General features: G+C 55.8%; 12 protein-coding genes. 5 read left to right on the top strand and 7 right to left on the bottom strand.

Features of this window, described 5'->3' with window-relative positions:
- Positions 1–6 precede the first annotated feature (6 nt).
- Positions 7–849: a 23S rRNA (adenine(2030)-N(6))-methyltransferase RlmJ gene (locus tag FS690_RS16140; protein WP_145339897.1), complete on the bottom strand. Its 843-nt coding sequence runs from the start codon at positions 847–849 to the stop codon at positions 7–9.
- A gap of 357 nt (positions 850–1,206) precedes the next feature.
- Here FS690_RS16140 and prlC point away from each other — a divergent pair, with 357 nt between their 5' ends.
- Complete coding sequence (gene prlC, locus FS690_RS16135; protein WP_039381023.1) at positions 1,207–3,249, top strand: oligopeptidase A; 2,043 nt, start codon at positions 1,207–1,209, stop codon at positions 3,247–3,249.
- 8 nt (positions 3,250–3,257) lie between these two features.
- Positions 3,258–4,007 (top strand): 16S rRNA (guanine(1516)-N(2))-methyltransferase RsmJ, encoded by a 750-nt coding sequence (rsmJ, locus tag FS690_RS16130; protein ID WP_145339896.1) that lies wholly within the window; start codon positions 3,258–3,260, stop codon positions 4,005–4,007.
- 55 nt (positions 4,008–4,062) lie between these two features.
- On the opposite strand, the gene uspA is transcribed toward rsmJ, so the two are convergent.
- Complete coding sequence (gene uspA, locus FS690_RS16125) at positions 4,063–4,500, bottom strand: universal stress protein UspA (protein ID WP_039381019.1); 438 nt, start codon at positions 4,498–4,500, stop codon at positions 4,063–4,065.
- A gap of 416 nt (positions 4,501–4,916) precedes the next feature.
- Between uspA and uspB the strand changes: the two genes are divergently transcribed.
- Positions 4,917–5,252, top strand: a complete 336-nt coding sequence (gene uspB / locus FS690_RS16120; protein ID WP_039381017.1) for a universal stress protein UspB — start codon at positions 4,917–4,919, stop codon at positions 5,250–5,252.
- Positions 5,253–5,329: 77 nt separating this feature from the next.
- On the opposite strand, the gene pitA is transcribed toward uspB, so the two are convergent.
- Positions 5,330–6,829 (bottom strand): inorganic phosphate transporter PitA, encoded by a 1,500-nt coding sequence (gene pitA / locus FS690_RS16115; protein WP_039381015.1) that lies wholly within the window; start codon positions 6,827–6,829, stop codon positions 5,330–5,332.
- 241 nt (positions 6,830–7,070) lie between these two features.
- On the opposite strand from pitA, the gene FS690_RS16110 reads away from it, so the two are divergent.
- Positions 7,071–8,255, top strand: a complete 1,185-nt coding sequence (locus FS690_RS16110; RefSeq protein WP_071669272.1) for an NAD(P)/FAD-dependent oxidoreductase — start codon at positions 7,071–7,073, stop codon at positions 8,253–8,255.
- Between the two features lie 3 nt (positions 8,256–8,258).
- On the opposite strand, the gene FS690_RS16105 is transcribed toward FS690_RS16110, so the two are convergent.
- Positions 8,259–9,203, bottom strand: a complete 945-nt coding sequence (locus tag FS690_RS16105) for a glycosyltransferase family 32 protein (RefSeq protein WP_108570173.1) — start codon at positions 9,201–9,203, stop codon at positions 8,259–8,261.
- Positions 9,204–9,472: 269 nt separating this feature from the next.
- On the opposite strand from FS690_RS16105, the gene FS690_RS16100 reads away from it, so the two are divergent.
- Positions 9,473–9,820 carry a hypothetical protein gene (locus FS690_RS16100; RefSeq protein WP_145339895.1) on the top strand — a complete coding sequence of 116 codons (348 nt, stop codon included), beginning with the start codon at positions 9,473–9,475 and terminating at the stop codon, positions 9,818–9,820.
- Between the two features lie 48 nt (positions 9,821–9,868).
- On the opposite strand, the gene FS690_RS16095 is transcribed toward FS690_RS16100, so the two are convergent.
- From FS690_RS16095 to proP, 3 genes are all read right to left on the bottom strand, one after another.
- Positions 9,869–10,303, bottom strand: a complete 435-nt coding sequence (locus tag FS690_RS16095; RefSeq protein WP_052246457.1) for a helix-turn-helix domain-containing protein — start codon at positions 10,301–10,303, stop codon at positions 9,869–9,871.
- A gap of 273 nt (positions 10,304–10,576) precedes the next feature.
- Positions 10,577–11,554 (bottom strand): porphobilinogen synthase, encoded by a 978-nt coding sequence (hemB, locus tag FS690_RS16090; protein ID WP_108570175.1) that lies wholly within the window; start codon positions 11,552–11,554, stop codon positions 10,577–10,579.
- A 135-nt stretch (positions 11,555–11,689) separates the two neighbouring features.
- Entirely contained in the window at positions 11,690–13,195 is a 1,506-nt protein-coding gene (gene proP, locus FS690_RS16085) for a glycine betaine/L-proline transporter ProP (RefSeq protein WP_104086006.1), read from the bottom strand.
- Between the last annotated feature and the right edge of the window lie 147 nt (positions 13,196–13,342).

Here is a 13,342-nt window from a genome sequence, read left to right as displayed (position 1 = left end):
GGACGGTTACTCTGGTACTACCTGCGTCACGCTATAGTGCCCGGTGCCGGCAGGGACCAGCGTTTTATGCAGCCACGGCAGCAGCTCTTCCATCTGCGCTTTGAGTTTCCACGGCGGATTAATGACGATCATGCCGGAAGCGGTCATGCCGCGCTGGTCGCTGTCCGGACGCACCGCCAGCTCAATCTGCAGAATATTGCGGATACCGGTAGCTTCCATATCGCGCAGCATATGTTTGATTTGCTGGCGCATTACCACCGGATACCAGAGCGCATAGATACCGGTAGCAAAGCGCTTATAGCCTTCCTGAATCCCTTTCACCACATCCTGGTAGTCGCTTTTCATCTCATAAGGGGGATCGATCAGGATCAGGCCGCGCCGCGCCGGCGGTGGCAGTTTCGCCTTCAGCTGCTGATAGCCATCGCCGCGTTCCACGCGCGCGCGCGCATCTTTGCTGAACTCGGTGCGTAGTAGCGGATAGTCGCTGGGGTGCAGTTCGGTCAGCTGCAGCTTATCCTCTTCGCGCAGCAGGTAACGGGCGATCAGCGGTGAACCTGGATAGTAGCGCAGGGTGCCACCGGGATTCAGGTTACGCACCGCGTTTAGATAGGGTTTCAGCAGCGCAGGCGCGTCAGGCTGCTGCCAGATGCGGGCGATGCCTTCCAGATATTCACCCGTGCGCTCGGCGTGCGCGCTGCTCAGCTGGTAGCGTCCGGCACCCGCGTGCGTATCCAGATAGAGAAAGGGCTTATCCTTCTCCATGAGCGCGGTGAGGATCAGGCTTTCAACGGTGTGTTTCAGCACGTCGGCGTGGTTGCCGGCGTGAAAACTGTGGCGATAACTCAGCATAAAAGATGGGGGTCCGCAGTTGGATCAAAGGAGTTGACGATTGAATATGGCGCGATTATAGCCGGACCGTACAGAAATTGCTGGGCTTTTGCGGCCTCCGCCCCGGCGCTGCGGCAGCGCAGTACGCATCGGGCCAGCCGCGGGAAAGCGGGCAGGGCACGGCAAAATAGTGACAGGCCGATTCAGGCTCACGCTTAATTTGCTGCCAGATCGCGCCTGGAAATGCAATTTTGAGCGTTTTTTCCTACTTCTATTCCATTTTACGGCATTGATTTTAATGTCCGGCGCCCGCATTTTAGTAAAATTGCGTAGCGCGAGTATTCGCGCCCATAATTCCATGATGAAAGGATCGCGCTTATGACTAACCCATTACTTACCCCTTTTACCCTGCCCCCTTTTACCGCCATTAAACCCGAGCATGTGGTGCCTGCCGTGACTCAGGTTCTTGAAGAGTGCCGTGATACGGTAGATCGTGCGGTAACGCGGGGAGCGCCTTACACTTGGGAGAGCCTGGTTCAGCCTATTGCAGAAGCAGACGATCGTCTGAGCCGCGTATTTTCACCTGTCAGCCATCTGAATGCGGTAAAAAATAACCCCGATCTGCGCGACGCCTTCGACAAAGTGCTGCCGCTGCTTTCTGAATATTCTACCTGGGTTGGACAGCATGAGGGCCTCTACAAGGCGTATCGCAGCCTGAAGCAAAGCGAAGGCTTTGCTGCACTCAGCCCGGAGCAGCAGCGTGCTATTGATAACAGCCTGCGTGATTTCGAGCTGTCAGGCATCGGGCTGGAAAGAGACAAACAGCGGCGCTATGGCAAAATTATGGCGCGCCTGTCAGAGCTGGGCTCAGCCTACAGCAACAATGTGCTGGATGCGACCATGGGCTGGACCAAACTTGTCACCGATAAAGCGGAGCTGGCGGGTGTACCTGAAGATGCGCTTGCCGCTGCCGAGGCGCAGGCTAAGCTACGCAAGCAGGAAGGCTGGCTGCTGACGCTGGATATCCCGAGCTATCTGCCAATTATCACCTATTGCGACAACGCCGCCCTGCGTGAAGAGATGTACCGCGCGTACGCTACGCGCGCTTCCGATCAGGGACCCAACGCAGGCAAATGGGATAATGGCCCGATAATGGAAGAGCAGCTGGCGCTGCGCCACGAGCTGGCCCAGCTGCTTGGCTACGACTCCTACGCGGATAAGTCGCTGGTAACCAAAATGGCCGACAGCCCGTCTCAGGTCATCGACTTCCTGGGCGATCTGGCAAAACGCGCCCGTCCACAGGCTGAGCAGGAGCTGGCGCAGCTGCGTGAGTTCGCTAAAGAGGTGTACGGGGTTGATAACATGCAGCCCTGGGATATCACCTATTTTAGTGAAAAGCAGAAGCAGCATCTCTTCGCGATCAGTGATGAACAGCTGCGTCCCTATTTTCCGGAAGCCCGCGTATTAAAAGGCCTGTTTGAAGTCGTAAAACGTATCTACGGCATCAACGTTAAAGAGCGCAAGGGCGTTGAGATCTACCATCATGATGTCCGCTTCTTCGACCTGTTTGATGAAAGCGGCGAACTGCGCGGCAGTTTCTATCTCGATCTCTACGCGCGCGAGCATAAGCGCGGTGGTGCCTGGATGGATAATTGCGTTGATAAAATGCGCAAGGCGGACGGCAGCCTGCAGAAGCCTATCGCCTATCTGACCTGTAATTTCAGCCAGCCGCTGTCGGATAAGCCTGCCCTGTTTACGCACGACGAAGTTATCACGCTGTTCCACGAATTTGGCCATGGTCTGCACCACATGCTGACGCAGGTTGAAGTCCCGGGAATATCGGGTATCAACGGCGTACCGTGGGATGCGGTCGAACTGCCGAGCCAGTTTATGGAAAACTGGTGCTGGGAACCGGATGCGCTGGATTTTATCTCCGGTCACTACCAAACCGGTTCATCCCTGCCGGACGAGCTGCTGGAAAAAATGCTGAAAGCGAAGAATTACCATGCGGCGCTGTTTATCCTGCGTCAGCTTGAATTCGGCCTGTTCGATCTGCAGCTTCACACAGGTTTTGACCCGCAGCAGGGGCCGAAGGTTATGGATACCCTGCATGCCGTCAAGAAGCAGGTTGCCGTTGTGGAATCGCCGCAGTGGGGACGCTTCCCGCATGCGTTCAGCCATATCTTTGCAGGCGGATATGCCGCCGGTTACTACAGCTATTTATGGGCCGATGTGCTGGCAGCAGATGCGTGGGCGCGCCTCAGCGATGAGGGCATTTTCAATCGCGAAACCGGCCAGGCTTTCCTTGACAATATCCTGACGCGCGGCGGTGCTGAAGAGCCAATGGAGCTGTTCAAACGCTTCCGCGGCCGCGAGCCGCAGCTTGATGCCATGCTGAAAAGCTACGGCATCCAGGGATAAACCGGCTTGTGAAAATCGGTTTAGTGGATGAAACAGGCGCCGGAGACGGCGCCTTATTACAGCTGACAACGCGCTGGGGCCTTGAGCAGGATGAGAACGCGCCGCTGGCGCTGGTGCTCACGTCTGCGCATCTTGAGCTGCGCAAGCGCGATGAGCCTAAGCTGGGCGGTATTTTTGTCGATTTTGTCTCCGGTGCCATGGCGCACCGGCGCAAATTTGGCGGCGGACGCGGCGAAGCGGTGGCCAAAGCCGTGGGCATCAAAGGCGGCTATCTGCCGGATGTGGTCGACGCAACGGCCGGTCTCGGACGCGATGCGTTTGTGCTTGCCGCGCTGGGGTGCCGGGTGCGGATGCTGGAGCGCCACCCGGTGGTCGCCGCGCTGCTTGAGGATGGCCTGCAGCGTGGCTACGCCGACAGCGAAATCGGCGGCTGGCTGCGCGAGCGGCTGACGCTGCTGCACGTGGCGAGCCAGCAGGCGCTGAGCGATATCGCGCCCGCGCCGGATGTGGTCTATCTCGACCCCATGTATCCGCACCGGCAGAAAAGTGCGATGGTAAAAAAAGAGATGCGCGTATTTCAGTCGCTGGTGGGGGCTGATGAGGATGCCGATGCGCTGCTGGAGCCTGCGCGGCGTCTGGCGAAAAAGCGTATCGTGGTCAAGCGTCCTGATTACGCACCGCCGCTGGCAGGCGTGGTGACACAGTCTGCCGTGGTGACAAAAAGTCACCGTTTTGATATCTATCCGCCGCTAACCTGAAGCGGCAGAGCAGGGCGTCAGATATAAAACAGGCCGGTTATCCCGGCCTGTTTTTTTATTCTTCTTCTGCGTCGCGCAGCGGCACAATCAGCATATCGATATGCACGGTATTGATCAGCTGACGCGCGGATGACATCAGCTTGCTCCAGAAATCCTGGTGATGTCCGCAGACCACCAGATCCACATCATATTTCCGGATAGCATCCACCAGCACCTGGCCCAGATCGCCGCTGCCGCTCAGCGTTTCGCCAACCGGATAGCCTGCGCTGACGGAGAGAGCTTTCAGGGCGCTGTGCGTCTCCTCTGAAATGCGCTTCTGCATATCGCCGAGATTTACGTCAATCAGGCCGGTATAGAGATCGGAATAGTTAACGTCAACGTGGATCAGCGAGATTTTGGCATCATAAGGACGCGCCAGCGATACCGCTTTATCCACCAGCAGCTGGCTTTCCGGAGAGAGATCGACTGCAATCAGGATATGTTTATAGGCCATGATAAAACTCCTTTCTCAATATTCTGGGGGGCTACCCTCCCGCAAACCAGGGCGGGCGTTTTCCTTAGCGCGAAGCGGCGATGATGCGCCGGTGACTCAATGAAACTGCAGGATCTGTTGTTATCTGCTGAGTATAGCCAGTGTCACCGGCAAATGCTGCACCGCTGCGCCTGAGCGTGATAACGATCCACTGAGCAGGAGGTTATGCATATATTGACGAAGCGCGTCGCTGGAAAAAGTTTGAGCAGATATTCTACACTGAAATTGCGTGCCACTTTTCTCTGGTGGCGAGGCGCAGATCTGTAAAACAACAACGCCAATCTGCTTATCGATGGCTGGCTTATTTTCCACAGGGCGTCTGCAGCACTTCCCCGCTGCATATCACGTCATTGCGGTACCAGCCAGAAGGGGGAAATATGATCAGCACTATCGCGCTTTTTTGGGCTCTTTGTGTGGTTTGTCTGGTGAATATGGCGCGCTACTTCTCTTCCCTGCGTGCGCTGCTCTACGTATTGCGCGGCTGCGATCCGCTGTTGTACCAGTATGTTGATGGTGCCGGCTTTTTTACGTCTCACGGCCAGCCGGGTAAACAGGTGCGGCTGGTGCGCTATATCTGGTTAAAGCGCTATCTTGACCATCATGACGATGAGTTTATCCGCCGCTGTGAACGGGTGCGCAGTCAGTTTGTACTGACCAGCGGACTCTGTTTTCTGGTCGTGGTGAGTTTGGTGGCGATGGCGATCTGGCAGTAAAGCGACACCGTTATTCCGCGCGCAGGCAATAAAAAAGGGCGACACTGCTGTCGCCCTTTTACCGGAATAGTGCGGTATCAAATCAGATGCAGCGCAATCCAGTAGAGTCCGCCCGAGAGCAAAATACAGACCGGCAGCGTGAAGATCCACGCCATGGCGATATTTTTAATGGTGCGACTCTGCAGTCCGCCACCGTCAACCAGCATGGTGCCGGCCACAGAGGAGGAGAGGATATGCGTGGTTGAAACCGGCATACCGGTATAGCTTGCCACGCCAATCGATACGGCGGCGGTCACCTGCGCTGACATACCCTGCGCATAGGTCATGCCTTTCTTACCGATTTTTTCACCGATGGTGGTTGCCACACGTCGCCAGCCAATCATGGTACCGATACCCAGCGCCAGCGCCACGGCCACGATAATCCAGACCGGAGCATACTCGATGGTGCCAAGCAGATCGCCCTTCAGCTTGCTGAGGAAGCGCTTATCATCCGCACCGGTTTCCGGCAGCTTGGCCGCCTTATCTGCAGTGTCAGAGATGCACAGCAGCAGACGACGCATCTGGCTGCGCTGATCGACAGAGAGCTGATCGTAGCTCTGCAGATTGTTCAGCAGGCCCTGGGCCCGGCCGATAGCCTGCAGCGCACGGGCGCTGTCACAGTGGAACTCCTGCGGGCCGCTCGGAACTTCTTCCGGCGTCGGCAGCGCAGGCGGTGCCATCTGCACAATGTGCGTCAGCGAATCGCCGTGCTGGCGGTAATACTGCTCCAGATGATTAACCGCATCGCGCGTGCGGGTGATGTCATAACCGGAAGCGTTCATATTCACGACAAAACCTGCCGGAGCCACGCCAATCAGCACCAGCATGATCAGACCAATGCCTTTCTGTCCGTCGTTAGCGCCGTGTGAATAGCTGACACCGATGGCCGAAACAATCAGCGCGATGCGCGTCCAGAACGGCGGCTTTTTCTTGCCATCGATCTTTTCACGGTCAGCGGGGGTCATATGAATACGCGCACGTTTCTTCGTACTGCTCCAGTAGCGGCGCAGCAGGAAAATCAGGCCGCCGGCGATGATCAATCCGATAATCGGTGACAGGATCAGCGACAGAAAGATATTGATCACTTTTGGCAGATTAAGCGCATCCACTACAGAGGTGCCGGTCATCAGCGCATTGGTGAGACCAATACCGATAATGGCGCCAATCAGCGTATGGGAGCTGGAGGCCGGCAGGCCCAGATACCAGGTGCCGAGGTTCCAGATAATGGCAGCCAGCAGCATGGAAAAGACCATGGCGAGGCCGTGCGCCGAACCGACATTCAGGAGCAGGTCGGTAGGAAGCATATGTACGATGGCGTAGGCCACGCTCAGACCGCCGAGTAGCACGCCAAAAAAGTTGAACACACCTGCCATCACCACTGCCAGCTGCGCCCGCATCGCACGGGTGTAGATGACGGTAGCGACCGCGTTGGCGGTGTCGTGGAAGCCGTTGATTGCCTCATAAAACAATACAAACAGCAGGGCAAGAACCAATAACAGGCCGGTACTCAGGTCAAGACCAGCAAACAGATGTAGCATAAACGTTACGCCATTTTGGAGGACATGAACGCGGCGCATTATCTGCGACAACGCACTGTATGGGAAAGAGAAATATAGCCTTTTTTTGTCTTAAATTGGTAACTCAGAGGACAAAACAAGGTAAAAGAGCCGAAAAATGAAACAGTTACATTATGACATATTTACGGCATTTTTTTGAAGGTGGCGCAAAAAGCCGCAGATCACTACAATCAGCGCCTTTCGTAATCAGGTGGACATCGCAGTGGAAAAGTTTGACGTTATCGTAATAGGGGCAGGTGCTGCCGGGATGTTCTGTGCAGCGCAGGCGGGACAGCGCGGGCGCCGCGTACTGCTGCTGGATAACGGCAAAAAAGCGGGCCGTAAGATTCTGATGTCAGGCGGCGGCCGCTGCAACTTTACCAATCTGTATACCGAGCCGGCGGCCTACCTGTCGCACAATCCGCACTTCTGCAAATCTGCACTGGCGCGTTACACCCAGTGGGATTTTATCGATCTGGTCAGCCGGTACGGCATCGCCTGGCATGAAAAAACGCTGGGTCAGCTGTTCTGTGATGACTCCGCGCAGCAGATTGTCGATATGCTGCTGAAAGAGTGTGAAGCGGGTGCGGTGACGCTGCGGCTGCGCAGCGAAGTGCTGAGCACGGAGCGTGACAACGGGGGATACCGGCTGCAGCTTAATGGCGCAGAGGTATGGGCAGAGAAGCTGGTGATCGCCAGCGGCGGGCTGTCGATGCCGGGACTGGGCGCGTCGCCGTTTGGTTACAAAGTGGCGGAGCAGTTTGGTCTGCGCGTCTATCCGACCCGCGCCGGACTGGTGCCGTTTACGCTGCATAAGCCGCTGCTGGAGCAGCTCAGCACCCTGTCGGGCGTTGCGCTGCCGGCCACCATCGAAGCGCAGGATGGCACGCTGTTTAAGGAGGCGATGCTGTTTACCCATCGCGGTCTCTCTGGTCCGGCAGTGCTGCAGATCTCCAGCTACTGGCAGCCAGGCGAGTTTATCAGCGTCAACCTGCTGCCGGCGCTGGCGCTGAACGACTACCTTGATGAGCAGCGCAGCGCACATCCCAATCTCAGCCTGAAAAACAGCCTGGCGAAGATCCTGCCGAAGCGGCTGGTGGAGGTTCTGCAGGCGATGAATTCGATTCCGGATGTCACCCTGAAGCAGCTCAACAGCAAACAGCAGGCTGAACTGGCGCAGTTACTGCACCAGTGGCGGGTACAGCCAAACGGCACCGAAGGTTATCGCACCGCAGAGGTCACGCTGGGAGGCGTCGATACCACCCAGCTCTCTTCAAAAACCATGGAGGCGCGCGATGTGCCGGGCCTCTATTTCATTGGTGAAGTTGCGGACGTGACCGGCTGGCTGGGGGGCTACAATTTCCAGTGGGCGTGGAGTTCCGCCTGGGCCTGCGCCCAGGCGCTCTGAGCATTACCGGCGGCTCAGCAGCAGCTGTCCCAGCAGGCTGTCGCGGTTGACCACGCCATATTTCAGGTTGGTGGCGAGATATTTGCGATCGAAGCCGGTGAGTTTGGTTAACGGCGGCAGCACCTCAGGCAGACGATCGACCATCAGCATGCGGCTCAGCCGGACCGGACGCCACTCGCTCAGGCTTTGATAAAGCAGCGCGCTGGCTTCGCACTTGCGCAGATAAAGATTGTAATGATTGCTTTCGCGCAGCGCCTGCTGCTGCGCCAGATAGACTACCAGATAGTCGGGTGGCGTAATCCCCTGCACCAGGGTGTCATAGTCAGGCTGCGCCAGCAGCTGCCGGAAGAAAGCCTCCGCCCCCAGCGTCACAATCGGGCGGAAATAGTGCAGCCAGCGGCCAATAAAGGCATTGTTCGCCGGAGCCGCAAGAAACCACGACTCAATCACCGGATAAGCCATATCGTGCGTTGAACCGGCACGATAAAACGCAATCAGGTCGTAACGCGCATCGGCGTTAACGGCCAGCAGCGTATCCAGCGTACGGTTGAGGATAATGGTGGCATCCATCCAGATGCCGCCATAGCGGTAAAGCAGCTCCAGGCGGATAACATCGCTTTTGTGCGACGGACGCATATCGGGATGCGTAAACTGCAGGTCCGGCAGATAGTGGGCGAGATTGCGATTGTTAATCACCGTCATCTGGTAACCCGGGTTTTCCCGGACGATTTTATCCACAAAAATCTGCACTTCAGCGGGCAGCGTTTCGCTCTCCCAGTACATCCAGATCTGCTGCGGGATCGGCGTGCCGGTGGCGGGCTGGCTGCACATATCGATATCCTGCTCATCGCGCGGATTATAGCTTGCCAGCTGTTTACGCCGCGTCAGCATCTTCTCTGCCCGCAGACCCAGCGAGACCAGATGCGTTTTAACGTTATTTTTGTTCATGCTTTTTCCTGTCGCAGGCCGTCAGCTATCGCAGTTTTTATGCAGGCAAAAAAACTGGCCCTGTGGCAACGTCCTGAATGCACCCTGAGCGGCGCGAAATGAAGTTTTAAAATTAACAAAGGGCGGGAAGTTGCTCAATCAATAAACCGTAAAACAACAACTTTAAGAGAATCCGCAGAAACCGGCGCGGATGGCTCACGCGGGCGGGTAGCCGGGCCGCTAATCTGCTATTATCGCCAGGTTTTTTACTCCGCCGATCCTGTGACACTATGTTAAAAATGAAATTTCTGCTGCCGGTGCTGATTTTGCTGAGCGCAACCGTATGGTGGCTGATGCCACATTATGATGATGAAGATAAAGCTTATTATATTGCTGTATTCTGTACGCTGACCCACGACGGGCGCGATAACAGCCCGCAGGCGATGCAACAGATTATTGAAGGCGGTAACTCCGATTACGCGCTGCAGAAAATCCGCTTCCAGCCTGGCCTGGCAACCCATCTGCAGCAGGTGTGGCAGGATCTGGCCTTGCCGCAGCAGCAGCAGGCGCGTCAGGAGGCGCTGCGCTGCCGGCAGATCATGTCAGCCGTGATGCTGCCGGGTAAGCCAGTGGCATAAAAGCGATTGCGCTTCTCTGCGGCCGGCGCGAAGCGTGTTGCCGGCCGATCACAGCGGGTCTTCATCCGGAGAGCCCGGTTTACCCTCCATACGCCGGCAAATCGCACAGGGGTCGTCACTGTTGCGGATATGCGCTTCCGCTTCGTGACTCAACCTGCGCCTGCGGCACTGCAGCGGCGTGCAACCCAGCGTCTGCTTAAACGAACGGGTCAGCGACTGCTGGCTTTCAAAATGGTATTTCAGCGCCAGGCGAATAATCGGCGTGTCGCTGTATTTAAGATCCGCAATACAGTGGGTCAGTTTTTTCCGGCGAATATAACGCGCCAGCGTTTCACTATAATAGCGGGCAAATAATTTCTGCAGATACCATTTCGAATATCCTGATTTCTGTGCAATATCGTCGATGCTCAGGCGCTGCTCCAGATTATCGGTGATCCACTCTTTTATTATGGCGATAACTTGCTGATTATATTTCTGCTTCATGCCGATGTTTTCCCTTCACTCGTTATTATGAAGGTTAATTAAACGGCATAAAATAGCGGCATGCTAAATTATTTTTCTGCTTTTGATTAATATATTCTCATATCAAGAATGGTCTTGTTTTTATATAAATACTTTACCGTTATTTCTGGAAATAACAGAATAAAAGCAGCGTTATTTATTTAAATTTCGATCAGAAAAAGCGGTTCACGTGCTCACGATTATTGTGTAAATCAGCAGCCCGGCGATAGCGACCGCCAGGCTGAAGAGTGCTTATCAGAGCACTTTCTGCTCGGCGAGATCCAGCGCAAAGTAGCTGAATATCAGGTCGGCACCGGCACGCTTAATGGCGCCCAGGCTTTCCAGTACGACATTACGCTCGTCAATTGCACCCGCCTGCGCGGCGAACTTGATCATCGCATATTCACCGCTCACCTGGTAGGCAGCCAGCGGCAGCGTGGTGCGTTCGCGAATATCACGCAGAATGTCGAGATAGGCGCCGGCAGGTTTAACCATCAGCGAATCCGCCCCTTCGGCTTCATCCAGCAGGGATTCGCGGATCGCTTCACGCCGGTTCATCGGGTTCATCTGATAGGTCTTGCGATCGCCTTTCAGCGCCGTGCCAGCGGCCTCACGGAACGGGCCGTAGAACGAAGAGGCAAACTTAGTGGAGTAGGACATAATCGCCGTATCCGTAAAGCCCGACCCATCCAGCGCCTGACGAATCGCCTTAACCTGACCATCCATTGCCGCTGAAGGGGCAATGAAGTCAGCACCCGCCTGCGCGGCTACTACCGCCTGCCTGCCCAGATTGATCAGCGTCTGGTCATTATCCACGCCGTGATCGCACAGCACACCGCAGTGGCCGTGGCTGGTGTATTCACAGAAGCAGGTGTCGGACATCACGATCATCTCCGGCACGGTATCTTTACAGATACGCGCCATACGCGCGACCAGGCCATTCTCCTGCCATGCATCGCTGCCGGTGGCGTCGGTATGATGCGAAATACCGAAGGTCATTACCGAGCGGATACCCGCTTTGGCAATACGCTCAATTTCATACGCGAGACGTTTTTCCGGAATTCGCATCACGCCTGGCATAGCGTTGATCGGCACATAGTCATCCACCTCTTCTTCAACAAAGATCGGCAGCGCCAGATCGTTGATGCTAAGGCCGGATTCCTGGAACATTGCGCGCATAGAGGCGCTTTTACGCAGCCTTCTCGGGCGCTGGATCAGATTAAATTCAGACATGTTCACACAACTTTTTTGGATGAAAATAGTGACTACAGTTTACTCTTTTTCACGTCGGGTAATGAAGAATGTGTGCTGCTGAGAGGCGGAGACGGGAGATAAAAAAGTCCCGCCGGGCGGCGGGACTGGTGAATATTACTCTTTAATAACCGGATGCTGATCGACCAGGTTGCGGCGTTTAGCCTCAAGGCGTGCGATCTCGGCATCAATATCTTCAATCTTCTGTTCGATGTTGTCGTGATGCTCCTGCAGGATCTCACGGGCTTCATCCAGGTCAGATGCCGCAGGCGTGGCGCCACGCAGCGGTTTGTTCGCCGTCTCTTTCATATAGAGACCGGTGATCAGACCCACGACAGCAACCACCATCAGATAGTAGGCAGGCATATAGAGGTTATTGCTGGCTTCTACTGCCCAGGCGGTCACGGTCGGCGTCAGACCGGCAACCAGAATCGAGATGTTGAATGCGCTGGCCAGCGCGCTGTAGCGAATATGCGTCGGGAACATCGCGGGCAGCGACGAGGCCATCACGCCGGTAAAGGCGTTGAGGATCACCGCCAGCAGCAGCAGGCCGGCAAAAATCAGGCCCAGCACGTTACTGTTAATCAGCGTAAACGCCGGGATCGCACAGAAGAACAGCGCAATACTGCCGAGGATAACAAACGGACGACGGCCGAAGCGGTCGCTCAGCATGCCCATGATCGGCTGTACAAACAGCATACCCATCATGATGGCGATGATAATCAGCACCCCATGATCTTCTGAGTAGTGCAGGTTGTGCGACAGGTAGCTCGGCATGTAAGTCAGCAGCATGTAGTAGGTCACGTTGGTGGCAAGCACCAGACCGATACAGGCCAGCAGGCTTTTCCAGTGTTTGGTGGCGATCTCTTTAAACGACACTTTCGGGCCATCGCGCAGGCCGTCACGATCGCCCTGCTCCAGACCATCAACGTGCTGCTGGAAAGCCGGGGTCTCTTCCAGCGCATGGCGCAGATAGAGGCCAATCAGGCCCAGCGGCAGCGCCAGGAAGAACGGCACGCGCCAGCCCCACTCAAGGAAGTTATCTTCCCCGACGATGGTCGAGAGCAGCACCACAACGCCTGCACCCAGCACAAAGCCGGCAATAGAACCAAAGTCGAGCCAGCTGCCCATAAAGCCGCGTTTACGGTCCGGGGAGTACTCTGCGACAAAAATCGATGCGCCGGTATACTCACCGCCGACCGAGAAGCCCTGGGCCATTTTGGCCAGCAGCAGCAGAATCGGTGCCCAGATGCCGATAGAGGCGTAAGAGGGGATCAGGCCGATACAGAAGGTACTGACCGACATAATAACAATGGTGATAGAGAGAATTTTCTGGCGGCCATACTTATCGCCCAGCATGCCGAAGAACAGACCACCCAGCGGACGGATCAGGAACGGAACCGAAAAGGTACCCAGCGCCGCGATCATCTGTACGCCTGGAGATGCATCCGGGAAAAAGACTTTACCCAGCGCATAGGCAACAAAGCCATAGACACCAAAGTCGAACCACTCCATCGCATTACCCAGCGATGCCGCAGTAATAGCCTTGCGTAAGCGGGCGTCATCGATAATGGTGACGTCATCCAGCCCGATAGGTTTTACACGCTTCCTACGTAATTTCATGATGTTACCCTGTATTGGAATTCGAAAAATCCTCAACGCCGCCGGCTGTCTGCTATCAACTCAGTCCGCGGCGTTGAGAAAATTAAAGCATAGCCGTGAAAACGGGTTTTTCCCTGGCCAGCCATAGCAATTATTACCCGGGTAATT

It is taken from the genome of Pantoea sp. PSNIH1 (assembly GCF_007680655.1).
GTDB classification, from domain to species: Bacteria; Pseudomonadota; Gammaproteobacteria; order Enterobacterales; family Enterobacteriaceae; genus Pantoea; species Pantoea eucrina.
The sequence above is the reverse complement of the archived record's forward strand: the minus strand, read 5'-3'. Positions and strand labels throughout refer to the sequence as shown.